This is a genomic window from Undibacterium sp. JH2W (assembly GCF_049340425.1).
Taxonomy (GTDB): Bacteria; Pseudomonadota; Gammaproteobacteria; order Burkholderiales; family Burkholderiaceae_D; genus Undibacterium.
The window spans coordinates 253,288-277,497 of the sequence record NZ_JBMPOT010000003.1 but is presented as its reverse complement, the minus strand read 5'-3'; the positions used below and the strand labels follow the sequence as shown (position 1 = coordinate 277,497).

Sequence of the window (24,210 nt, the reverse complement as noted above, 5' to 3'; positions counted from 1 at the left end):
GTGTGGAAATGACAGCTTCGATGGCAGGTATCAGTCGCAATGCGGTTTTACAAGGTTTGCTGGACAAGAACAGGGAGTTTGCCTTGAATGGCAAGGGCACGACCAATCACTGCCCCATGGCCTTGGGTGCACTGGCTGGCATGGGGGCGAGCGACAATCGTTTGCAGGAATTCTTTGCGCATTGGCATGATACATATGCTTTGCCAGTCTTGCCTCTTAATCAGATAATCAGGTATGAAGATTTTCAGAACTATCTTGGTAAGAGGGAATACTTTGCAGATTTGCAGTCCTGTTTTGCCAGCCGTATCGCTGAACGTGGAGAAAACGAAGTCATCCGAGATGTTTTTGGCCTTGTTCCATTTGCTCCTGCGACAACAGCATTCCATGCCCTGATAAGGCTAGCCTATGCATTGCAAGCAAACCACGCAGGGGAAATCGCTGCCAGCCTGGCTGCTCTGGTAGCCGCAAATTTTGATATCAATATCGATATGACAGGACGGCAAGCAGCAAGTTCGGTTGCGGCAGGCTTTAAAGAACTCTCAAATCATATGAGCGGTCAAACTTATCCAGACAGGATGATTGTCGAAAAAATGCGGGCGGTCGTGAATGATGAACAATTTCTCCAATGTTTGCCTGGCGTACCTGTCACGGATAATTTGCTGGAGGAATTGGCGTTATGGGCTATTTCAGCATATGGACAGACCGGAGATTTTACGATTTTGCATATCGTTACCGGTATCAACGCTACCCGGCAGTTGTTGCCGTATCTGGATAAGAATGTGCTGACCAGCAGGCTGCAGGATTTATGGCTTGCGCTATGTGCAGCATATGTATCTGTCGGCGCACCGGCCTTGGTCGATGCAGCTGTGTATGAGAACCACATGCGAGCAAAACATGGGCAAGTTCGTAGCTGGGCTGTGTTATTTGCAATGGCAATCAATAGCAATGACGATCATGTCATCAAATTTACCTATACCTGTGCCCTGGAAATAAGTTTGCGACCGAATATCCTGTATCAATTAGTCGTCATGGAAATGCAGGATGCTCACACTGTGTCTGCTTCCTGATGATTTTCATAGCCAGCCAGATGGACGACGCGATAGGCATTTCTGCCACTGCGCTTGACTTCATACATGGCGGCATCAGCCTGCCTTAACAAATCTTCTGCATTGAATTCTGTCGGGCCGGTATAGCTGATACCTATACTGGCACCGATTTGCACTGACAGGTTTTCGTCGAATATGATGGGTTGACTGACTTGTGTAATAATTTTTTGTGCTATCTCTTCTGCTTTGACCAGATACGTCAAATCTTTTAGCAGGATGATAAATTCATCGCCACCCAACCTGGCGACGAAATCGGATTTTCTGACAGTATTACTGACAAGTCTGGAAAAATGTATTAATACCTGGTCGCCGACTGTATGGCCATGACTGTCGTTGACTTGCTTGAATTTATCCAGGTCTATCATCAACAGAAAAAAGCCATGGGCATTGCCATGAGCATGCTCTTTGGATAGACGGCTAATCTCTTTTTCAAAGCCCAGGCGATTATTGAGGCTGGTTAAATGGTCAGTGATGGCTAGTTGATTGGCACTTTCTTCCTGCGATTTACGTTCAGTAATGTCGTTAGCCAAACCTTGTAAAATACCGTCTTCAGCAGGGCTGATAACAAGATTGACCCATTTTTTGTGAGTGGAAGCTGTGAGTTGGATATAAAAATCGTCAGACATGACCCGGGCTTCATTGATGGCTGTATCTATCATTAAATGCAGGCGCAATTCCTGGCCTTCAAGCAGGGAGGTGAGGGCATTGGAAATGCTGGCATCCCCTTCATGATGGTCCAGGCAGAACATACGCAGGAAGGCGGGATTGTAAGACAGTAATTCGCCTGCAAAATTGAGTTGGAAAATGCCGGTTTCCGCATTTTCAAAGATGGTTTGGAATTTTTTTTCCCCAATCGCATGCTTGATGCGCAAAGTCCGTTCTTCATTCAAGGTTTTCAATAAGCTGGTAACCAGGGTATTGACGTCACGCACGAGCTGGCCTATTTCATCTTTTTCATTGCCATCTGGCAGACCCAGTCTGTCGCCTGATTCTGGTGCCAGGGTATGCAATCTGTCAGAAATATTCTTGATGGGTTTGGTGATCATGTTCAGCACAACATAGACCACCGCTGAGGCCATGGCAATGGCTTGCAACAATAGCAGGTAGACGATAAAGCGCGCCTTGGAAGTGCTTTGCTCGCGAATAAAGTCAAGATTGGGATCGAGGTGGATTTCACATACTTTTTCTTTGGGATTAAATGGGGAAAACACTTCATGCACAAGCTGATTGGAAGCATTGATACCTGGCAGTATGGCAAGTGCAGAAGCTTCGGTTTTATTCGTGCTTTGCTTATTTGCCTCGGCCAGGACTTTTCCATCCGAGATGATCTGTACCCGGCTGATATCACCATTCTTCAAGAGACCACGGGTGAGTTCTGCTGCCAGGTTTTGATCAAGTACAAAACACGCAATGCTGGCGGTGTTCTCAACTGTACTCAGCGAGGCTTGCATGCGTTGGCGAGCTTGTTCTTGCTCAGATTTTGCCGAGAAATGGTAGCTGAGCAAGGCAAAGAAGATGCCAACGAACAGGGCGATGCCAAGCACAATAAATGCGCTGCGATAGACGATACTGGTACGTAACAGTCTCAACATGCAAAAATCACTTACTGTGTAGGGTCATAGATCAGTTTTACCCGCTTATCGAGCTTCTTGCGCTCTATATAACCAATTGCTGCCTTGTTACTGCCTACTATATCCAAAACTTCATCTGCTGTCTCTACTTGCAAAGGAGGAGAGCCCTGGCCTGAGAACATGAGCCTTGCCCAATAGGAGTTGATTTCAGGCAAATTCTTATTGACCAGCATGGCATAAAACTTGGCCTTTTCTACATTGACGGCTGCCAGGTCCAGCGGCATGGCGTTCACACCGGTGGCCAATTTGCGGTTTCTACCCATGTACAAGTTGATGACTTCATCCTTGCTTAATTTTTCTATCCCACTTTGCGAATTGGCGATTACCACCAAGTCTGCTTGTGCAGCCTGGCAACAACCCCAGAAGCTGATATATAAGAGAAGATGACATGCGGCTTTCATCATGCTCTCCTAAAATATGAAATTGTAGGCAATGCTGATCAAATTGGCCTTTCCGTTCCATCCCGGTTGATTATTACGCACCAGAAAATAATCACTGCTATTGATCCTGTCATACTGTAATTTAATATTTGACTTCTCTGTCAGGTCGTAGCGCAATCCCAGGGATATCGTGGTTTGGTGATTAAACTGGTTGTCAATGGCTTCGTTAATGCCTGCCCCCAGCATATCAATCTCAGGGCTGATGCCAACTGGCAGGCGATGTGGTATTTTGCGGTCGACAGGACGGGATGCTGAATAGGTAAAGTAAGGAGTCCATTGCTCGATTCTGTAACCGACAGTCAAGTAGGCGGCTTTGTTGGTGGGGAAAAGCAGGGACTCTGAACTGAGTTGATTGAGCATTAACTGCGCTTGCAGAGGCCCCTGGTCATAGGCAATACCTGCAGACAGATATTTGAATTTTTTGCCTTCCAGGGAGACATCCCTTGCCAGACCTGCAGCACTTGGGATGAAGGTATTCAAAAAGGGGGAGCGCAGATTATCCAGCAGGCTTTGCAAGGGGGGAAATTCATTCCTGAACTTAAGTTCAGCATAACCTATGCGGTATATCCAGCTCTGGGTCTGATACTCCAGGTGTCCACCCAGCAGTCTTGAGCGATTCAGCGAGAGAAATTCACCGGGGTTGCCAGTCGAGGTCTTCTCTCTAGCCACTCCGGCAAATACCTTGCTGCGTAATATGCCATCTCCAAGTTGTTTGGAGACAACCATATCCATACCATCAAAGTAAGAAATAATCAGGCTGCCAAAAAAATCTATGGGAGGCCTTACCCATTGATAAGAATAACCAACATTGCGCGAGTCAGCCAGTAGATATACATCGAACCCTAGGCGACCCGCACGCAATTGCAGATTGTCGTTGGGAAGGTAGCGAGCGTAAGCCCAGGTCACATCTGGTTGAAAGTTGTTGGTTGAACGACGGCTGACAATTTGCACTGCTGTATCGAGATTGTCGTTAACCCGCTTATTGACCTGGATGCCAAAGTTGGAGTCCATGCCAAAATCAGTCTGTCTGCTAAACCCAACGCCATTGTTTTGTGTCAGATCGCGGACTATGTCGACGTTTCTGGTGTCATTATGGACCAGGCCAAGAGTACCAAAGCCACTCACAGTGAATGCTGTGCTGTCGTCGGCAGCCAATACCTGGGTCGACAGTCCCAGTAAGCTGAAGCTCAGAAGGAGACGTGAAAACCTGCTTGACATAGAACCTCACTGCGGCGGCAAAGTGCTACACAATCAAAGGCATCTATTTTTTTCAGTATCTGTAAAATCAATTTTACAGATACTGCACCTGACTACATATTTATTTTTTTTCTACAGGCTTTTGCTTGGCAATGACCAAGTCTTTAATGCCGTTATAAACATCTTCAGGCAGTATTTTTTTGCTAAGCAATTCATCTTTGCCTTTGTAGGGCCGTCCTTTGATGATGGCATCAGAACGCACATCACCAATTTTAGGTAGGGTAGCCAATTCTTTTTTGGTTGCGTTATTCAAATCTATGAGTTCTGCTTTGGCGGAAGCGGATACTGAAGTTGATGCGCTAGCGGAAGCAGATGAAGAAACCTTTTTTGCAGTATCTGCCGCAGATGTTGTGCCTATAGTCAGTGCAGTCAGAGCTGCCACCAACAAGATTGCTTGCCATTGTTTTTTCATCTTTACCCCAATCCCAAAAAGTAAAACAGGAGCACGACGGCTCCTGTTTTAAGACAAATTCCATGAGAGCTGCTAGGTGCAGCATAACATGTTATTGTGTTTGTACCATTGAATTAATGAATACCGGTGTTACAGGAACATCAGTCATACCTGCAGCTGTTGTCGTTGGCACGACATTGATCTTGTCCATGATGTCCAGACCAGTAACAATCTTGCCAAAGACAGCATAGCCAGTGCCTGCAGTCAGGCCATCAAAACCAAGATTGTCAGCAGCATTCAGGTAAAACTGTGCTGTGGCAGAATTGATGTCGCTGGTGCGTGCCATTGCAATGGTGCCACGCAAATTGCTCAGGCCATTCGGTGTTTCCAATTTGATGGGGGAAAGTGTCGTAGGTTGCTGCAAGTCTGCAGTAAATCCACCACCCTGAACGATAGTGTTTTTGATGACGCGGTGGAAAATCTTGTTTACATAAAAACCACTTTCCACATAGTTCAGGAAATTATCGACACTGATAGGTGCTCTTGCTGGATTTAGTTCCAGTACGATAGTACCCATGCTGGTTATCATCGTCACTTGGGGCTGTGCTTTTAAAGTCAGATCCAATATACCTGAATACAGGGTAGTGCCATTTCCTGCTGTGATCGTATAGTTAGAGGAAGCACCAACACCTACCAGTTTGCAGGACAAGACTCTTTGTGTGGCTGTGCCGCCAGCCAATTCAGTAATCGTCAGACAGGCAGGAATGGTAGCGTTGTAGCCTTTATCCAGATTTTGCCCTGTAATCGTGAAATTGGTGATCTTGCGATAAACCACTTGATCTGTTGTGACTTTGGTCACAGATGGTATTACTGTGGTATCCGATTTCGAACCGCCGCAGCCACTAAGTAATACGATAGATGCACAGGCACCCAAGAGCCATGTTGTCGCTTTCAAACTGTTCTCCAAAATTATTTAAACGCTAGTATTTTACTTTGCCTGGCCGGTTTTTTATCGCCCTGTTAGACGCTGTTACGATTTCTATACAAATACCTGCCTATTTCTTTAAATTAATCCCTCAAACAAGAGAATGCGGACTTTGTCATCAGGGGCGACGCTGCCTTGATCATGAGGCAAGACTATCATGCAATTTGCCTCGGACATGGAGCGTAAAATTCCTGAGCCCTGTGAGCCAGTAGTGCTGACGCCAAGCTCGCCGTCATCACGCATTGCCAAAATACCGCGCTGAATTTCAGTACGGCCAGGGCGTTTGCGTATGGCTGTGTCCGATTTGACACTGATTAGTGGCAAGGGCTTGGTGTCTGCCCCCATTAATTGCTGCAAAGCCTGGCGGGCAAAGAAGTAAAACGATACCATGACCGCCACTGGGTTGCCTGGCAAGCCAAACAAATAAGCACTCTTGCCTGAGGAGTTGATTTTACCGAAAGCCATAGGTCTGCCAGGACGCATGGCGATGCTCCAGAAGCTTATATCGCCCAGTCGCTCCATCATTCTCCGGGTATGGTCAGCATCACCGACAGAGACGCCACCTGAAGTGATAATGGCATCGGCATTTTCGCAGGCGCTACGCATGATGGCCTCCAATGCTTCCGGACTGTCCTGAACTACGCCCATATCCAGTACTTCGCAGCCCAGACGTGTCAACATGCCGTACAGAGTATAGCGATTGCTGTCATAGACACTGCCTGCTTCCAGTACTTCGCCCAGGGAGCGTAATTCGTTTCCGGTAGAAAAAATGGCGACACGCAGGCGTCGCTGCACGCTAACTTCCGGGATGCCCAGAGAGGCTAATAAACCCAGGTCTGCTGGGGTCAGTATTTTGCCTTTGCGCACGGCGATTTTGCCCATTGCCAGGTCTTCGCCTTTCAGGCGACGGTTGTCACCTGCTCGCAAATTGCCCACACTGAACCTGATTTCACTATCACTGACTTTGCTAGTAAATTCTTGTGGTATTACTGTGTCACATCCTGCTGGCAGGACAGCTCCCGTCATGATGCGCACACATTGATGGGGTTCTATGGTTCCGGTAAACGCTATACCTGCCAGAGCAGCACCGATAACTTTCAGGCTCAGCTCTTGGCCGCCTGATAGGTTTTCGCCACTTAAGGCATAACCATCCATTGCAGAATTGTCGTGCGCAGGCACATTAATGGGTGACGTGATGTCAACTGCCAGTACACGCCCAAGGGCCTGGCGTATAGTGAGTTTTTCTGTGCCGCAAACAGGCTGGATGTATTCACGTATGATGTCTTGCGCCTGCTCTACTGTAAGCGCTTCTGGATCGCAATCAGACATGCATCCGGTAATGTCTTGCAAGTTCATGACAGATGCTGATGGGGTATTCATATCAGTTCTCAAGTTCCCGTAATTCTTCCAGTGTATTGATATTGCGAAAAGCCGTATTGTCTTCGAACAAGACCTCGCACATCTGTAGACTGGCATGCCATACCTGCATTTTACGTCCGCCATTTTCCAGATAAGCTGTCAGGCCCGTCAGTACAGTGGTTTTCATTAGCGCAAATACAGGATGACTTTGTTTTTGCTGCATGCCATTCCGGCTTTCCTGCGTTACCGCCACGGCAAGGTCGGCATTGTTCTGTAGTAGCGCAGATGATAATCGGTTACCCAGGTCAGTTGGCAAAAATGGCGAATCGCAGGGCGCGCAGAGCAGATAAGGTGTCGTGCAATGCAGCAGGCCGGTTTGTATGCCTGCCAGGGGGCCAGCAAAACCTTGCATGTGATCAGGCCAGACTGGAAAGCCAAATTCCTGATAAGTGTCTATGTTCTGGTTGGCGCTGATCATGATGCTGACAGATTGTGCTGCCAGGCTTTGCAGGACATGTAAAACCATGGCTTTGCCATGAAGGCTTTGCAAGCCTTTGTCTAATTCTCCCATGCGTGTGCCACGACCGCCTGCCAATACCAGGCCGGTGATAAGGTCTTTATTTAAGGATGCATTGGAAATTGACACTGAAATCGACTTGCTGAAATCATAAAGTACTTATGATACTGTTATCAGCCACCTATGTAAGACATTTCTATTTTCTTTTGCTGCTGGCCTGGAGTGTTTTGGCTGCGCATTTCTGAGTAGCGGTCTGTGCGTTGTTGCCAGATTTGGGCAATGATATTGGCGATTGCCAAGTCTGAATGCTGGTCTGTATCACGTAGCAAGGCGCGCAAATCGTGGCCGTGACTGGCGAACAGACAGGTATAGAGCTTTCCTTCCGTTGATAGTCTGGCTCTGCTGCAGTCATGGCAAAAAGTTTGTGTGACGCTGGATATAAAACCCAGTTCACCACTGCCATCGGCATGACGCCAGCGCGCTGCAGTTTCGCCGGTGTAATTGGCATCCATAGCAATCAACGGCATGCCAGCGTCCTGTATGCGTTGTACCACTTGTGACGAGGGGATGACTTCATCGAGTTTCCAGCCATTCGAAGCGCCGACATCCATGTATTCTATAAACCTGAGTATATGGGGTTTCCCCTTGAAGTAGCGAGTCATGGGAATGATTTCACGATCATTCAAGCCCGCTTTGACAACCATATTTACTTTTACTGGCCCTAGTCCGGCCATTTCCGCGGCAGCAATGCCTTCCAACACTTCATTGACGGAAAAATCGACATCATTCATACGTTTGAAAATGGCATCATCCAAGGCATCCAGTGAAACTGTGACACGGGTCAGGCCAGCGTCCTTCAAGCTTTGCGCCTTGCGCGCCAGTAGTGAACCATTCGTTGTCAGCGTCAGGTCCAGCGGTTTACCATCAATGGTCCTGAGCTTGGCCAGCATTTCTATGAGACGTTCCAGGTGCTTGCGCAATAAAGGTTCGCCGCCGGTCAGGCGTATTTTCCTGACGCCATGTGCTACAAATATCTTGGCGACACGGGCGATCTCTTCAAAGTTCAACAGAGACTTGTGTGGCAGGTATTGATAGTCTTTATCAAAAACTTCTTTTGGCATGCAATACACACAGCGGAAGTTGCAGCGATCCGTTACGGATATGCGCAAGTCATGTAGTGGGCGTGACAAAGCATCCTGCAATTGACCATCGGGTGTTTTTAATACTTCTGGAACAGACAGTGCAGGACGAAATCGTTTTAATTCTGATAGCGGAATAAATTTTTCCGTCATAGCTGGAACAAGTAATTTTTAAGCTTAATGAAGAACAATAGCACGACTTGAAAGCTCATGTAGTTGCAATGATTTTTGTTAAAATTAAGATAATAAGGATAAAAGGTATCCCGCACTGGCGCTGGCTGCCAGTAGCCTGACGGTAGAAAGCTTGAATTTGAAAACGGCCACACTGGCCAGGGCGGTGAGTACTATGGCTTGAATATTCAGGCTCGCCACATCCTTAAAGAAAACATGGCAGGCAAACAACCAGACCAGGCTGATTATGACGCCGACTACCGCTGCTGAAATGGCATTCAGGGGTGCATTCAAATGTAAATTATTTCTGCCGGATTCAACCAGTGGGCCACCTGCCAGGATGAAAATAAAAGAAGGAAGAAAGGTGAAGAAGCAGGCAACACTAGCCCCCAGGCTCGCTGCCAGTAGTAGATGACCGCCGCCTAAAAATGCTTGGTTCCAGCCGCCAATAAAACCGACGAAAGCAACGATCATGATTAATGGCCCAGGTGTGGTTTCACCCAGAGCCAGGCCATCCATCATTTGCGCTGTACTCAGCCAATGGTATTGCTCAACTGCTGCCTGTACCATGTATGGCAGTACTGCATAAGCACCACCAAAACTGAGTATGGCGGCCTTGGAAAAAAAACTGGCCATATCAGCTAATGGATGATGCAGGCTAAAACTGCATGCAAGTAACAGCCATACTGAAACGGCAAACATGGCACCCATGCTTAATGTGAAGATTAGTTTTAACCAGGAAAAGCGCGCATGTTCTGGTGTGGGGGTGTCGTCATCGATGATGGCTGGCAGATGTTGATGTGTGGTTTGGTGATGGACTGATTCTTTTGTGTTGCAGTATTTGCGAAAAACCAGGCCTGTGCATGCGGCGGCAATGATAACCAGGGGGAAGGGCAGATGTAGCCAGGCGATGGCAACAAAGGCAGCTAGCGCGACGACAACCAGGACCCGCGTTTTTAAAGTGCGCTGCGCTATGCGCCAGGCAGCAGCCAAAACTATGGCTACTACTGCCGGTTTGATGCCGCTCATCATTGCTTTGAGCACAGTGTTATCGCCAAAAACCATATATATCCACGATAGCAGCATCAATATCAGGAGGCCAGGTAGCACAAATAACAGGCCCGCCATGATGCCACCCCTGTTTTTATGCATGAGCCAACCTATATAAATGGCGAGTTGGGTCGCCTCAGGTCCGGGTAAAAGCATGCAGTAATTCAGGGCGTGTAAAAAGCGAGCCTCGGATATCCAGCGGCGCTTTTCTACCAGCTCTGTATGCATCAGCGCAATTTGCCCTGCCGGACCACCAAAGCTGATGAATCCAAGTTTGAGCCAGTAAAGAAACGCGGCTTTAAGGGTTATCTCATGCGTGTGCAAGGACAGGCTTTCTATATTTTATTTGCAGATATTTTTCTACCATATTGCTGATTATTTGGTAAAGCGCATAAAAAAACCGGCTTTTCATAAGGAAAGCCGGTTTTTTCTTAAGCCTGTATTTAAGACTGTCTACAGACTGTTCATCAACATCATGAGCGACGTGTTTCTACCATAACCAATGGCTCATCAGCAGTGGCTGGCGCCGGTTTGCGTTCGCGGGGAACACGTACTGGCGTTACCAATTTTTCTGCTTCTGCTTTGGCAGCCTGCAACTTGACAGGGTCAGTGCTGGCCAATTCCAGCCCAGCTTCTTTCAGCATACTATGCAGTGTTTCCAAAGGCATGGCAGCATCCTGAGTTTTTGCTGCTGGAGCGCTGGCTAATGGAGCCGGAGTTGCGGCGATTGGTGTCACTTCAACGGCAGCAGCTTGAGTTGCCACTTCTGCTGGAGCAGTAACGATTACTTCCGGTGCTGGCGTTGCAGCAGTTTCAACTGCTGCAGCAGATGTAGGCGCAGCAGCAGGCGTGGCTACTTCAACAGGCATTGGTGCTGCTTCTGCCGCTGCAGGTACTTCAATAGCGACTGGCGCGCTGATGACTTCCTGTGGGGCAGCAATAATCACGACTGGTGCTGTAACTGCCTCAGGCTCAGTGGTAGCAGGATGTGCGACCATGGGTGTCGCCTCAGGTGCTACAACGGCGACTGTTTCTACAAAAGCCACAGGCTGGATGATCTCTGCTATCGGGCTTGCCGAGGTAGTCACTTCTGGTGCTGCAACTGCTGGAGTGCTTACTTGTGGGTTCACTGCAGTGTTCACCAGTGCTTCATTGCCAGTTGCATCAACTGCATCACTGCCATCTATCTGCAATTCACCTTGCTCATTGACTTGCTCGTTACCATCACGGTCGCGGCGATTGCGGTTACGGCCACCACGACGGCGACGGCGGCGACGCTCTTCACCTTGTTCGCTGTTGTCATTTTCGGTGCCAGATTCCAGTGCTTCCAGTTGTGGTGCAGCAGGCATGACATCAACAGGCACGGGATCTACATGCTTGTGGATAGGTTCTTCCTTGCTTTCCTGAGCCTGGTTTTCCTTGCGCTCATCGCGTTGACGCTGTTGGCGTTCGCGGCGGGTTTCCTGGGATTCACGCTCTTCACGCGGTGGCTTAGGTGCTTTTGGTGGACGTGGATTTTCCGTTGCTACCGGTTTGGCTGTTTCCTGCTCTGGTTTTTCAGCCTTTTCTGCCTTTGCCGGGCGGTCTTCGCGTTCATCGCGATCACGGTTGCGGCGGTTGCGGTTGCGCTGGCTGTTGCTATTGCCATTGCGGGGGCCACGTGCAGTGCGGTCGCGTTCAGCAGTTTTTTCTTCTGCTGGTTTTGGCGTTTCTGCCTTGGCTGCTGGTTCAGACTTGCCAAACAGGAAGCCAAACAGTTTGCCGAAGAAACCGGGTTCTGCCGGGGTCGCAACTGGTGCAACGACCGTTGGGGCGACTTCCTTGCGTTCCACGATAGGCGCAGTCTCAGGCGTGATGCTCTTGACCATGGCTTCCTGGCGTGGTTTGACGTCTTCTTTCTGACGTTTGCTGTAGCCAATGTCGGTATCAGCCTGCTCAGCCATGGCATAGCTGGCGTGATGGTCTTCGAGGCGAGGATCATCTGTTTTCAGACGGTCCAGCTTGTAATGTGGGGTTTCCAGATGCTTGTTAGGGATCAGGATGACAGTTACGCGATGGCGCGTTTCTATTTTCAGGATCTCGCCACGCTTTTCATTCAACAGGAAAGCGGCAACGTCGACAGGTACCTGGACGTGGATTGCTGCTGAGTTTTCCTTCATGGCCTCTTCCTGGATAATGCGCAGGACTTGCAAGGCAGAAGACTCGGTGTCACGGATGTGGCCAGTGCCGTTGCAACGTGGGCAAGTTACATGGCTGCCTTCGGACAGGGAAGGGCGCAGGCGCTGACGTGATAATTCCATCAGGCCAAAGCGGGAAATCTTGCCCATTTGTACACGTGCGCGGTCGTAGCGCAGTGCATCTTTGAGGCGGGTTTCAACTTCGCGCTGGTTCTTGGCGTTTTCCATGTCGATAAAATCGATCACGATCAAACCACCCAAGTCACGCAGGCGCAATTGACGGGCTACTTCTTCAGCCGCTTCCAGATTGGTATTGAAAGCGGTTGTCTCGATATCGCCACCGCGAGTGGAGCGGGCCGAGTTGACGTCGACAGATACCAGGGCTTCCGTATGATCGATAACGATCGCGCCACCGGATGGCAGAGGTACGGTACGGGAATAGGCAGTTTCGATCTGGTGTTCAATCTGGAAACGCGAGAACAGCGGCACATCATCGCTATAGCGTTTGACACGGTGCACCATATCGGGCATCACGTGGCTCATGAATTGCTGGGCTTGTTCGTAGATTTCGTCGGTGTCGATGAGGATTTCGCCAATGTCAGGCTGGAAATAGTCGCGTATAGCGCGGATCACCAGGGAAGACTCTTGATAAATCAGGAAAGCACCAGGAGAAGATTTTCCAGCGCCTTCAATCGCGCGCCAGAGTTGCATCAGGTAATTCAAATCCCATTGCAATTCGTCAACATTGCGGCCTATGCCGGCAGTGCGGGCAATCACAGACATGCCACCTGGCAAGTCCAGTTTGTCCATGGTTTCGCGCAATTCCTGGCGATCTTCACCTTCAACGCGGCGGGAAACACCACCACCACGCGGGTTGTTAGGCATCAAAACCAGATAGCGGCCTGCCAGAGAAATGAACGAGGTCAGGGCAGCGCCCTTGTTGCCACGTTCTTCTTTTTCTACCTGGACCATGATTTCCTGGCCTTCGCGCAGTGCTTCTTTAATGGAAGCATTGCGTACGTCCACGCCTTCTTTGAAATAGGTGCGGGCAACTTCTTTGAAGGGGAGGAAGCCGTGACGTTCTTCGCCGTAGTTGACGAAACAGGCTTCAAGGGAAGGCTCGATACGAGTGATCACGCCTTTGTAGATATTGGACTTGCGCAGTTCGCGACCGGCAGTCTCGATATCTATGTCAATCAGCTTTTGCCCATTGACAATGGCAACGCGCAACTCTTCTTGCTGCGTCGCGTTGAACAGCATACGTTTCATGTTTTACTCCGTGACCTGGTGGTCATCTTGTGTTGCCTTCTATTAAAGAGGCAACTGTACTGATACGGGATGTACGCGGGAGCGGAGTGTTTGAGGGGGAGGGAAATGCCTGAGGCAAAACAGGGCGAAGTCTATGTGGCCATGAAAAGCCAAGTAGAACTGATGATATGGCAATACGGCCATCTGTTTTGCGTTGGGCGCGGACGGTCAAGGTAAGAAAGTTCGAGTGCACATGTCCCCCGCGTTGTCTGACTCGCTTATTGATTGAACAAGCAAGTACAACGCCAGGCGATGAGCAACTTTGGTGCCAGACCATCTTATTGTGTTGTGTCTGGCGAAATCGACCCTATTACTTCAACCATCAACCGGCAAGCTCGCTGGCTCATATTTAAACCTGCGCCTCTTGCCAGACTAATATCCTTACAATTCAAACTCTCTGATCCAACTTCATTTATCTATGCCCGACAACAACAATTGGCTGTTACCTTGACATGCAAATGACGTTGCATACACATCTTTTCCATCAAATTTGCAAACAGGCGAGGCCGATGGACATGCCCCTGTGTAAAATAGGCGTTTATTCCTCTTACACTGCTAAAGCATAAATGCTGAAGCGAAAATGATTATATATTCAAAATGAAGGACTTAGCGACAATTAATAGGGGAGCACATCAAATTCAGATGGAAAAGACTCCCCCTCAGCAGCCTTCGGCCTCACAACCCAAAGTTCAAATGCTCACGATCTCTGAAGAAGAGGCGGGGCAGCGTATCGATAATTTCTTGCTGCGCATCTGTAAAGGCGTGCCAAAAAGCCATGTTTACCGGGTGTTACGCTCTGGTGAAGTGCGTGTCAACAAAGGCCGCATAGACCAGTTGTACCGCCTGGTGGAGGGAGACGTTGTCCGTATCCCGCCAATCCGCATGGCAGAACCAAGCGAACAGGTCGCACCCAAGCATGAATTTCCTATTCTGTTTGAAGATGCTCATTTATTGATTATTAACAAACCGGCCGGTGTGGCAGTGCATGGTGGTTCCGGTATCAGTTATGGTGTCATCGAGCAATTGCGTGCCTCCAGGCCAGATGCCAAGTTTCTTGAACTGGTGCACAGGCTGGACAGGGAAACTTCCGGCATACTTTTATTGGCAAAGAAACGCAGCGCCTTGACAAATCTGCATGAGCAAATGCGTGATGGCGTTACTGACAAGCGTTATCTGACTCTGGTGCACGGCGACTGGAAAAATGCTCGTCAGCATGTCAAGCTGGCTTTGCATAAATACACAACGGCAGAAGGTGAGCGCCGGGTGCGAGTGCAGGCTGATGGCATGGCCTCACATACAGTGTTTACTTTGCAGAAAAAATATCGGGATTTCGCCTTGCTGGAAGCTGAACTGAAAACCGGCCGCACCCATCAAATTCGTGTGCATCTGTCGGCCAGTGGCTTTGCAATTGCGGGTGATGATAAATATGGCGACTTTTCCCTGAACCGCGCTTTGCTGAAGGCGGGCGAAGGGCGTGGTGCACTGAAGCGCATGTTCCTACATGCACATCAGATCAGCTTTGTTCATCCAGAGACAGGTAAAACACTTACTGTGAACGCAGGTTTGCCCAAAGAATGTGAAGATTTTCTGAAAAGCCTGGCTTAGTCCAGGAAAGTCTTAATGGTTTAGTAATGGTATGATGCCGTTATTGATGAGAAACATGTCGCGCATGCTGATGTATGCGCGTTTAATGAATATATGGCAAAAAAGCAATTCGATTTAATTGTATTTGATTGGGACGGAACCTTGATGGATAGCACGGCTGCTATCGTCACCTGCATACAGTCTGCAGCGAAAGACCTTGGTTTGCCTGTTCCCAAAGAAGATATCGCTTCCTATGTCATTGGCCTCGCTTTGCCTGAGGCAATACAGGTGGCCATGCCGGGCATAGACCCTAAACTGTATCCCAGAGTGGTTGAACGTTTTCGTCACCACTTTTTGACCCGGGACCATGAGCTCCCTCTATTCAAGGGGGTCAGGGAAATGTTGGCCGAATTGGCGCAAGAGGGTTATTTTTTGGCAGTGGCAACAGGCGCGAGTCGTGTTGGTCTGAGTCGTGCTTTGCATACAGCCAAGCTGACTTCTGTCTTTGATGCGACGCGTTGTTCTGACGAGACGTTTTCCAAGCCGCACCCTGCCATGTTGCAGGAGTTAACACGTGAACTGGGTCAGGATATGCGTCGCACTGTCATGATAGGCGACACCACGCATGATTTGCAGATGGCCAATAATGCTGGTGCGGCGGCGATCGCAGTTGAATATGGCGCGCATGATGTGTCGGCCCTGCAAAGCATGCAGCCCTTGTTTTCTGCGAAAGATGTGGCGCAACTGCATGAATGGCTGCGTGAAAACGCCTGAACTTTAGAGGTAGAAATGACGGCAATTTCCGTATGTAAGTCTGATGAATTGATAGAAGGCGGTAAGGGCGTGCGTTTTCCCGTTACTGCCGGCAGTGATGATGCTGTTGGCTTTGTGATCCGTTATGACGGTGCAGTGCATGGGTATTTAAACCGCTGTGCCCATGTGCCTGTGGAACTGGACTGGAACCCGGGCGAATTCCTCGAGTCCAGCGGTCTTTACATCATGTGTGCCACTCATGGTGCGATTTATCAGCCGGATACCGGTTATTGCACAGGTGGCCCTTGTCGTGGTGGTCGCCTGCGAAAAATTAATGTCAGTGAAGAAGATGGGCAGATTTACTGGCATCCCGATGATTATATACAAGCTGTCATTGCCTGATTTCTGGAAAAATTATGGATGAGCAATTATCGAATTTGCCAACGGGCGAAAGCGACAAAAAAGAAGCTGGCTGGGAACGTCAGTTGTTAGAAAAACTGGCGACAGATTCCTTGCGCGAGCAGCGCCTGCGCAGGCGCTGGAGTATCTTTTTCAGGTTCGCATTTCTGTCGGTCATTATTTTCGCGTTTTACTATTTCAGCGATTATGCAACTGATGAAATGGAGAATCTGGGGCATCATACTGCCCTGATAGAAATTGACGGCACCATAGAGTCTGAGGGGGCAGGCAGTGCGCACACGGTAATCCCGGCATTGAACAGGGCCTTTTCTGATCCAGGCTCAGTTGCTGTCGTCGTTCGTATCAACAGTCCTGGTGGTAGCCCAGTGCAGGCAGGCATGATCAATGATGAAATGGGCAGGCTGCGTAAAGAATACCCTGAGAAAAAGCTGTATGTCGTGGTTGATGAGATTTGCGCGTCTGGTGGTTATTACATTGCTGTTGCCGCAGATAAAATTTTTGTCAATAAAGCGAGTGTGGTTGGTTCTATTGGCGTGCTCATGGATGGCTTTGGTTTTACCGGCTTGATGGATAAACTGGGGGTGGAACGTCGTCTCATGACTGCAGGTGAAAACAAGGGTTTCATGGACCCTTTCTCACCGCAAACAGAAAAACAGAAAGCATTTTCCCAAACTATGCTTAATGAAATTCACCAGCAATTTATAGATACCGTGCGTGCTGGCCGTGGCCAGCGCTTGAAAGAAACGCCAGACATGTTTTCTGGTCTTTTCTGGATAGGTAGTAAGGCAGTGCAGATGGGGTTGGCAGATGATTTTGGTTCTGTAGATTCCGTGGCGAGAGATATCATCAAGGTAGAAAACATCGTTGATTACACCCAAAAAGAAGGTTTGCCAGAGCGCGTCCTGAAAAAATTTGGCGCTTCCATAGGTGCTAGCGCCGCAACTACAATGCTGAAGGGAAATATTCCCAGCATGCATTAAATTGGTTATTTTGTTTGGTTGATTTTCTTAATCTGGTTGGCTGCTTGCATAGTTATTTTTTTCTTTCACTCGTTAGTGAGTTGGCATATATTAGGGGCGTAACTGGTTCAAAAGAAGGAGGTCGATATACAAAATAAATTTTTGTATCCTAGGCGGATTGAATTTGAGCTCCGGTAATGTCTTGTGTGCCGGTTATTAATGAAGTGGATAGTCCTACAATTTGTGCAGTCCCCATCCGTGTAGTTTGCGGACCTGAGGTTTCTCGGATTCCTCGCTATGTATAGCATCGTGGTAGCAATTTAGTCGTAGTATTAACGTATTTACGCAGCATCTATGTAGTATCCATGAAGTAAAAAAAACGGTAGTGCAACGCTACCGTTTTTTTTCGCCTGTCGATTTCTTATTTTACTTGACGTGTATCAAGTACCATCCAATTTTTTCCTGTAATATAAAACACTGCGTCCCATAGGGATTGTCCATTTTTGGAAATATGGCATTTACATTTTCATCGCTTTTTGAGGTAGTACTTCTTTCTTTTTCCGCAGTGGAAAAGATAGACTGTTTTCATTGCGGCGAAAAAATGCGTAAACACAATGCTTTGACTACCTGCTTTAATCATCGTATGCAACCGGTATGTTGTCATGGTTGTCTGGCCATCTTGCACGCAGTCGAGCAAAACAATCTGGTCTCCGAATATATGCAAAACAAAGCCAGTCAGGTTGTCGTCGGGTAAATGTATGACACATTCCAATGGCAGTATATCTTTGGTGGGGGAAACAGGGCGGCAGCAAGAGCTTGTTAGCGAGAAACTTAATCTCTCGGGTATGCGGTGCGCTGCCTGTGTGCAATTGATTGAGTTTCGTGTCAGGCAATTGCCGGGAATTTCTTCATTTAAAATCAACCCTGCTATTCATCGTGCCGAGATTTCCTGGAACCCGGATTTATTGACACTCAAGCGCATACTCGCTGCCATCACTGATCTGGGTTATGGTGCTTTGCCGACCCATCAGTCGCCAGATGCGCTTGAGCAAAAGGAAAACAAGCGTGCCCTGTGGCGTTTATTTGTCGCAGGTTTTGCCATGATGCAAGTCATGATGTATGCTTTTCCTGCTTACCTGGTTCCTGTGCCGCAAATAGACGGGGATTTGACGCCAGACCTGGACAAGTTGCTCAAACTTGCCAGCATGATTATTACTGTTCCTGTTATAGGCTTTTCAGCCTCATCTTTCTTTTCTTCCGCCTGGCGCGATTTAAAAAATCGCCATATAGGGATGGATGTGCCAGTTTCCCTGGGCATATTGCTGACTTTCTTTGCCAGTGTATGGGCGACATTCCATGGCGGTGCTGTGTATTTTGACTCAGCCATCATGTTCGTTTTTCTCTTGCTCGGCGCACGTCTGATTGAGTCCAAGGTGCAAAAACGTACAACAGTTGCACTGAGCATATTGACTCAGTTATCGCCAGCAATGGCGCAGCGCTTTATTGCTTATCCCCAAGTGCAAATGGAGATGGTTGATGCAGCTGTCTTGCAAGCTGGAGATTATTTAATGGTGACTGCAGGTGATCATATTCCTGCAGACGGTGTGGTCATCTCTGGCGACAGTAGTTGTGATGAGGCCTTGATGACAGGTGAATCTTTACCTGTGAGTAAAACTGTCGGTAGTCTGGTCTTGGCTGGATCGGTGAATATTCATGGTGCGCTGGTGATGCAGGCAAAACAGGTTGGCGGTGCAACACAATTGTCAGCACTGATAGGCATGATGGAATCTGCCTCGCTGGAAAAACCACCACTGGTTTTGCTGGCTGATAAGCATGCCAGCCGTTTTCTGATCATCATACTTTTATTGGCATTGATTAGTGGCTTGGTCTGGTGGCAAATAGATCCTGACCGCGCTTTGTGGATAGCAATCAGTATTATCGTCGTGACTTGTCCATGTGCCTTATCCCTGGCCACGCCTGGTGTTATGTCCGCCGCCGTAGGCATTCTGGCTAGGAATGGGGTTTTGCTGGCAAAATCCAAGGCTATACAGGCAATGGCGTCGGCCACACATATAGTCTTTGATAAAACAGGCACTTTGACCATGGGGCGAATGCAAGTCAAGGAGGTATTGGCTGCCGATGACTTGTCTATGGGTGTAAATGCAGCTATTGCCATGGCGCTGGCTGGCAAGTCGTCACATCCGGTGTCAAAAGCAATTGCTGATTATCTGGTGCGGAGTCAGCCGGGTAAGGAGGTGACCGGCTTAAGTAAAGTCAGGGAGGTGCCTGGTGCTGGCATAGAAGCTGAATTTGAAGGCAAAATTTATCGCCTTGGCAGTGTGGAATTTGTCAGTACGTTGCATGCTCAGGAGATGAAGATTCCCTCAGGCTTTGCCGGACAGACATTGACGGTGCTGGCTAATGAATATGGTTGTCTCTTGTGGTTTGCGCTAGATGATGCATTGCGTGATGATGCTATTGAAGCGATCAGGAATTTAAAAAATAAGGGCAAGAAAATATTACTGTTATCTGGAGACAGGTTGGAAGTGGTCAATGAAGTCGCCGCGCAATGTGATATTCAGGATGCACATGCAGGACTGAGTCCGGCAGGAAAATATGAGATTGTACGAAAGCTCCAGGCTGACGGCGCCACGGTAGTTATGGTTGGCGATGGCATGAATGATGGCCCTGTACTAGCGCTGGCTGACGTATCCGTAGCGATGGGTCAGGGTGCACCCATTTCGCAATCGCGCAGCGATGTGCTACTGATGTCGAATCGCTTAACGGATCTGGATTTTGGTATGGCTGTCGCCAGCAAGGCCTACCGGCTGATACGTGAAAACCTGGCTTGGGCCGTACTTTATAATTTGCTGGCAATACCAGCTGCCATGTGTGGATGGCTGGAACCCTGGCATGCAGCCCTGGGCATGTCACTGAGCTCATTGATCGTGGTCTTGAATGCCTTGCGCCTGTATTTGTTACCGCAACCTGTTACACAGTCCATCTATCTGACGCAAGACTGATATAAAGGACATACTGGAAATCATGGATATACTTTATTTACTGATACCGCTCAGTCTGGTGCTGGTATTTGCCATTGGAGCGGTATTTTGGTGGGCACTCAATCACAAGCAATTTGACAGACTTGAGGATCAAGGTCAAAGTATCGTTGACGATGTTGATGGTTGATGCTTATTCGGGTGCCCTGGCACCCAATATTTGCAGGGCTGTACGCGTGAAGTCAGATTCTTTAATATCGTCTTGTGCTATCAATTCTGCATGCGGATATTTTAAAAAATTTCTGGCAACGGATTTACCATAGGCAGGATCGTAGTGCTGCTCCAGTAATTCACTCACCAATTGCTGTACTTGCCCATTTTCTGCCATTTGCTTCCAGCGAGATATTCTTTCTTTGCCATGCAGAGAAGTCAAAAAATGCAATTGCTCATTCAAACTTTCAGTATTGATGATGAAATGGGCGTACTCCTCCAATAATAGTTCTACCCGTTTCCCCAGTGGCAGACTGAGTTGCACGCAGCTTGACGCGCGCATGGTTTGCATCAAATTCTCCGGCACTCTCAGGTTGCCAATTTTTTTGCTTTCTGCTTCTACATAAATAGTTTTCCGTGTGTCAAATTTCTGGATTTGTTCAAAGATGCGGCTATCGAATTGCTTTTGCGAAGGCTGTGCATGCCCAGGCATGCCACCGAGCACTGAGCCGCGGTGGGCCGCCAATAATTCCAGGTCCAGGACTTGTGCGCCTAGTGCCGCGAGAGCTTGCAGGCTACGGCTTTTACCACTGCCGGTAGGGCCGCATAATACCCGCCATTGAAATTGCTGTAGTTCAGAATCCAGGCTTTGATTGACATACTGACGGTAGGCTTTATAACCACCGTTCAATTGTGTTACTGGCCAACCTATTTTTGCAAAAATATGGGCCATGGCGCCACTACGATTGCCGCCGCGCCAGCAGTAAATCAAGGGCTTCCAGTCGCGTGGCTTATCCTGAAACAGGTTTTCTATGTGCTGTCCTATATTTTTTGCTACCAGGGCAGCGCCCAGGCGCTTGGCTTCAAAAGCGCCGACCTGTTTGTACATGGTGCCAATGACGATGCGCTCTTCATTGCTCAATACCGGGCAATTGATAGCATTGGCAATATGGTCTTCGGCAAACTCAGCCGGACTGCGCACATCAATGATGCTGTCAAATTCTGCGCGCCGCTGGTATACATCAGAAAAATTCAGTAATTCAGGATATTTCATACTCTTACTTGCTCAATAACGGCATTAAGTGCGGCCAGACATTGTTGAGTATGGCTGGGTGAGCTTCAGCTATGGGGTGGATACGGTCAGCCTGAAACAGCGTGTCTTTTTCTACTATACCCTCCAAAAGAAAAGGCACTAATGCCGTCTTATTTGCTTTCGCCAGTTTTTCATAGAGGGAAAAGAAGCGTTCAGAATAATCAGGGCCATAATTGGGTGGGATGCGCATGCCAGCTAACAGTACTTTGCTGTGCTGTACCTTGGCCATTTCTATCATGGCCTTGAAATTATCTTCTGAGGCCTTAAGTGATAAACCGCGCAAGGCGTCATTGCCGCCAAGTTCAATGATGAGGATATCTGGACGATATTTTTCCAGTAAATTTCCCAAGCGTGCTTTTCCACCGCTGGTAGTGTCACCACTGATACTGGCATTGATGACAGTGGCTGTTATACTTTTTTGTTGTAGCCTTTGTTCTAGCAAGGCTACCCAGCCTTTGCCGCGTGCCAGGCCATATTCAGCCGATAAGCTATCGCCGAGCACGAGGATGGTTTTTGATGCAGAATGAGCAGGTAAAGCAGTGAATGTAAATGCAGTAAACACGACGAACATCAGGGCTTGTTTTGATAAGCTGCTGACGTGACCTGACAATTGAGAAAAAAGCATACGCAAAGACCTTATGGAATCAAACAAAGCGGCAATCGAAGTAAAGCGCCTGAGCAAGCGCGTCGCAGATGCGACGGGTGAGCTGAGCATACTGAATGGCATAGATTTTACCGCGCAAGCCGGGCAGACGCTTGCAATTGTTGGCGCTTCTGGTTCTGGTAAGTCCACTTTGCTGGGTATATTGGCTGGCTTGGATACGCCAACTGAAGGCAAAGTATTGCTCGATGGCGTTGATATTTTTGACTTGGCCGAGGATGGCAGAGCGCAATTCCGTAAAGAAAATCTGGGTTTTGTGTTCCAGTCTTTCCAGTTGCTGATGCATTTGAACGCGCTGGAAAATGTCATGCTGCCGCTGGAGTTGCGTGGTGATAAACAGGCGCGTGCCAAGGCAGAAAAAATGCTGGAACATGTGGGCTTAGGCTCAAGGCTCAGGCATTATCCCAAGTTTTTGTCGGGGGGCGAACAGCAAAGGGTAGCTTTGGCCAGGGCCTTTGTTACCGAACCACCTTTGCTGTTTGCTGATGAGCCCACTGGCAGCCTGGATGCAGCCACTGGTGAAGCGATTATCAATCTGATGTTCACCTTGAATCGCGAACGTGGCTCAACCCTGGTTCTGGTGACGCATGATTTATCGATTGCTGCCAGATGTGGCAGAGTGCTGACGATTAGTGCAGGTCATTTGCGCTCAGATACAGTGAATCAGTGATAGGAGTATCGATTATTTGAGGCTGCCATTCCAATCAAAAGTCTGCATGCTGCCATCGCTATAGGCTGCCAGCCAGCCGCCGCGCTTGTCCTGGCTGTCGCATTCCCAATCTGGCAATACGTAACGGGTTTGACCATGACTGCTATGTATTGCCGGTCTGTGCGTATGTCCATGTATCATGGTATTGGTGCTGGTTTGTAAAAATAAAGCGGCGATTGCATCAGCATTGACATCCATGATGGCGACAGATTTTTGTTTTTGCTCCATCTTGCTTTCAGTGCGCAGACCTTCTATGATTTTTTTGCGTTGTTCCAGTGGCATGGTCAGGAATGTTTTTTGCCATTCTATGTGTCGGACTTTTTGCCTGAATTCCATATAAGCCTGGTCATCCGTGCATTGCGCATCACCATGGCTGAGCACCACTTTCTTGCCTGCTAAATCAATCACGCTGGGGTCATTCAATAAGGCGGCACCGGTTGCCGCAGAAAAATCACTGCCTATCAAAAAGTCGCGATTGCCAGCGATCCAGTACAAGTGCACGCCGTGATCATGGACTTTGCGCAATGCCTGGACTATCGCTAAATTATAGGTATCGCTGATATTGTCATCACCTACCCAATACTCAAACAAATCTCCTAGTAAATAAAGTGCCTTGGTCTGCATGGCCTGCTTTTCGAGAAAACTCAAAAAAGCTTCTGTAGTAAGTGGGAGGCCGGGATTTAAATGCGTGTCAGAAACAAAAAGCGCAACCGGAATTGGTTGCGCTTTTGTCTGATTCGCGTGCTGGTCTGCGATCATGAATTGTGCTGATAAAGATTAAACGATTTCCGCTTTTTCGATGAGGACGTTTTCAACTGGAACATCCTGGAACATGCCAGTACGTGTCGTTTTGACACCCTTGATTTTATCAACAATATCCATGCCTTCAACAACTTTACCAAACACACAGTAGCCCCAACCATCCTGACCAGGGTAGTCGAGGAAGCTATTATTGGCAGTATTGATGAAGAACTGGGCAGATGCCGAGTGAGGGTCGCCAGTGCGTGCCATGGCCAATGCGTAACGTTCGTTTTTCAAGCCGTTCTTGGCTTCATTTTCGATGGGCGCATTCGTGGATTTTTGGTTCATGCCTGGCTCAAAACCACCGCCTTGTATCATGAAGCCATCGATGACACGATGGAAAATAGTGCCGTTATAGTGACCGGATTCAACATAAGCCAGGAAATTGGCGACAGTTTTTGGTGCTTTTTCTTCGTTCAGGTCAATCTTGATGTTACCGAAGTTGGTGGTCAGAATAACGGCCATGATAGTCTTTCGTTTCAAAAAGTTT

23 protein-coding genes are annotated in these 24,210 nt (G+C 48.3%); 9 read left to right on the top strand and 14 right to left on the bottom strand.

The annotated features are described in order from the left end of the window. The first annotated feature begins 8 nt into the window (after window positions 1-8). Complete coding sequence (locus ACO0LC_RS05760) at window positions 9-1,067, top strand: questin oxidase family protein (protein ID WP_423001523.1); 1,059 nt, start codon at window positions 9-11, stop codon at window positions 1,065-1,067. Here ACO0LC_RS05760 and ACO0LC_RS05755 read toward each other — a convergent pair. From ACO0LC_RS05755 to ACO0LC_RS05710, 10 genes are all read right to left on the bottom strand, one after another. Continuing rightward, on the bottom strand, window positions 1,046-2,698 hold the full coding sequence (locus ACO0LC_RS05755; RefSeq protein WP_423001521.1) for a diguanylate cyclase domain-containing protein: 1,653 nt from the start codon (window positions 2,696-2,698) through the stop codon (window positions 1,046-1,048). The genes ACO0LC_RS05760 and ACO0LC_RS05755 overlap by 22 nt on opposite strands. Before the next feature lie 11 nt (window positions 2,699-2,709). Then, window positions 2,710-3,138 (bottom strand): hypothetical protein, encoded by a 429-nt coding sequence (locus ACO0LC_RS05750; RefSeq protein WP_423001518.1) that lies wholly within the window; start codon window positions 3,136-3,138, stop codon window positions 2,710-2,712. Between the two features lie 9 nt (window positions 3,139-3,147). Then, complete coding sequence (locus ACO0LC_RS05745) at window positions 3,148-4,395, bottom strand: hypothetical protein (RefSeq protein WP_423001516.1); 1,248 nt, start codon at window positions 4,393-4,395, stop codon at window positions 3,148-3,150. Between the two features lie 100 nt (window positions 4,396-4,495). Beyond that, window positions 4,496-4,846: a ComEA family DNA-binding protein gene (locus ACO0LC_RS05740; RefSeq protein ID WP_423001514.1), complete on the bottom strand. Its 351-nt coding sequence runs from the start codon at window positions 4,844-4,846 to the stop codon at window positions 4,496-4,498. Between the two features lie 91 nt (window positions 4,847-4,937). After that, entirely contained in the window at window positions 4,938-5,780 is an 843-nt protein-coding gene (locus ACO0LC_RS05735; RefSeq protein ID WP_423001512.1) for a peptidylprolyl isomerase, read from the bottom strand. 108 nt (window positions 5,781-5,888) lie between these two features. Next, complete coding sequence (gene glp, locus ACO0LC_RS05730; RefSeq protein ID WP_423001510.1) at window positions 5,889-7,190, bottom strand: gephyrin-like molybdotransferase Glp; 1,302 nt, start codon at window positions 7,188-7,190, stop codon at window positions 5,889-5,891. Window position 7,191: 1 nt separating this feature from the next. Continuing rightward, complete coding sequence (gene mobA, locus ACO0LC_RS05725; protein WP_423001507.1) at window positions 7,192-7,815, bottom strand: molybdenum cofactor guanylyltransferase MobA; 624 nt, start codon at window positions 7,813-7,815, stop codon at window positions 7,192-7,194. Window positions 7,816-7,859: 44 nt separating this feature from the next. Further along, window positions 7,860-8,978 carry a GTP 3',8-cyclase MoaA gene (gene moaA / locus ACO0LC_RS05720; protein ID WP_423001505.1) on the bottom strand — a complete coding sequence of 373 codons (1,119 nt, stop codon included), beginning with the start codon at window positions 8,976-8,978 and terminating at the stop codon, window positions 7,860-7,862. An 84-nt stretch (window positions 8,979-9,062) separates the two neighbouring features. Then, entirely contained in the window at window positions 9,063-10,370 is a 1,308-nt protein-coding gene (chrA, locus tag ACO0LC_RS05715; protein WP_423001503.1) for a chromate efflux transporter, read from the bottom strand. Window positions 10,371-10,519: 149 nt separating this feature from the next. After that, the gene (locus tag ACO0LC_RS05710; RefSeq protein WP_423001501.1) at window positions 10,520-13,492 is read right to left on the bottom strand and encodes an Rne/Rng family ribonuclease; all 2,973 of its coding nucleotides are present in this window, start codon (window positions 13,490-13,492) and stop codon (window positions 10,520-10,522) included. 636 nt (window positions 13,493-14,128) lie between these two features. Between ACO0LC_RS05710 and ACO0LC_RS05705 the strand changes: the two genes are divergently transcribed. The 7 genes from ACO0LC_RS05705 (at window position 14,129) to ccoS (ending at window position 20,436) form a co-directional block, all read left to right on the top strand. Beyond that, window positions 14,129-15,136 carry an RluA family pseudouridine synthase gene (locus tag ACO0LC_RS05705; protein ID WP_423001499.1) on the top strand — a complete coding sequence of 336 codons (1,008 nt, stop codon included), beginning with the start codon at window positions 14,129-14,131 and terminating at the stop codon, window positions 15,134-15,136. 93 nt (window positions 15,137-15,229) lie between these two features. Further along, window positions 15,230-15,889: an HAD-IIIA family hydrolase gene (locus tag ACO0LC_RS05700; RefSeq protein ID WP_423001497.1), complete on the top strand. Its 660-nt coding sequence runs from the start codon at window positions 15,230-15,232 to the stop codon at window positions 15,887-15,889. Window positions 15,890-15,904: 15 nt separating this feature from the next. Then, window positions 15,905-16,270, top strand: a complete 366-nt coding sequence (locus ACO0LC_RS05695) for a Rieske (2Fe-2S) protein (protein WP_423001495.1) — start codon at window positions 15,905-15,907, stop codon at window positions 16,268-16,270. Further along, complete coding sequence (locus ACO0LC_RS05690; protein WP_423001794.1) at window positions 16,270-17,268, top strand: S49 family peptidase; 999 nt, start codon at window positions 16,270-16,272, stop codon at window positions 17,266-17,268. Before ACO0LC_RS05695 ends, ACO0LC_RS05690 begins: the two co-directional genes overlap by 1 nt. A gap of 490 nt (window positions 17,269-17,758) precedes the next feature. Then, window positions 17,759-18,001: a heavy metal translocating P-type ATPase metal-binding domain-containing protein gene (locus tag ACO0LC_RS05685; RefSeq protein ID WP_423001493.1), complete on the top strand. Its 243-nt coding sequence runs from the start codon at window positions 17,759-17,761 to the stop codon at window positions 17,999-18,001. A 4-nt stretch (window positions 18,002-18,005) separates the two neighbouring features. Continuing rightward, window positions 18,006-20,270, top strand: coding sequence for a heavy metal translocating P-type ATPase (locus tag ACO0LC_RS05680; RefSeq protein ID WP_423001491.1), 2,265 nt, complete (start codon window positions 18,006-18,008; stop codon window positions 20,268-20,270). A 22-nt stretch (window positions 20,271-20,292) separates the two neighbouring features. Beyond that, window positions 20,293-20,436, top strand: a complete 144-nt coding sequence (gene ccoS / locus ACO0LC_RS05675; RefSeq protein WP_423001488.1) for a cbb3-type cytochrome oxidase assembly protein CcoS — start codon at window positions 20,293-20,295, stop codon at window positions 20,434-20,436. 3 nt (window positions 20,437-20,439) lie between these two features. Here the strand turns inward: ccoS and mnmH are convergent, their stop codons facing one another. Together mnmH and ACO0LC_RS05665 are read right to left on the bottom strand one after the other, a co-directional pair. Continuing rightward, on the bottom strand, window positions 20,440-21,510 hold the full coding sequence (gene mnmH / locus ACO0LC_RS05670) for a tRNA 2-selenouridine(34) synthase MnmH (RefSeq protein WP_423001486.1): 1,071 nt from the start codon (window positions 21,508-21,510) through the stop codon (window positions 20,440-20,442). Window positions 21,511-21,514: 4 nt separating this feature from the next. Next, window positions 21,515-22,174 carry an arylesterase gene (locus ACO0LC_RS05665; protein ID WP_423001484.1) on the bottom strand — a complete coding sequence of 220 codons (660 nt, stop codon included), beginning with the start codon at window positions 22,172-22,174 and terminating at the stop codon, window positions 21,515-21,517. 13 nt (window positions 22,175-22,187) lie between these two features. Here ACO0LC_RS05665 and ACO0LC_RS05660 point away from each other — a divergent pair, with 13 nt between their 5' ends. After that, window positions 22,188-22,880, top strand: a complete 693-nt coding sequence (locus ACO0LC_RS05660; protein ID WP_423001482.1) for an ABC transporter ATP-binding protein — start codon at window positions 22,188-22,190, stop codon at window positions 22,878-22,880. 12 nt (window positions 22,881-22,892) lie between these two features. Here ACO0LC_RS05660 and ACO0LC_RS05655 read toward each other — a convergent pair whose 3' ends face one another. Both ACO0LC_RS05655 and ACO0LC_RS05650 read right to left on the bottom strand, forming a co-directional pair. Continuing rightward, window positions 22,893-23,678: a UDP-2,3-diacylglucosamine diphosphatase gene (locus ACO0LC_RS05655; RefSeq protein WP_423001480.1), complete on the bottom strand. Its 786-nt coding sequence runs from the start codon at window positions 23,676-23,678 to the stop codon at window positions 22,893-22,895. A gap of 18 nt (window positions 23,679-23,696) precedes the next feature. Then, window positions 23,697-24,185 carry a peptidylprolyl isomerase gene (locus ACO0LC_RS05650; protein WP_423001478.1) on the bottom strand — a complete coding sequence of 163 codons (489 nt, stop codon included), beginning with the start codon at window positions 24,183-24,185 and terminating at the stop codon, window positions 23,697-23,699. Between the last annotated feature and the right edge of the window lie 25 nt (window positions 24,186-24,210).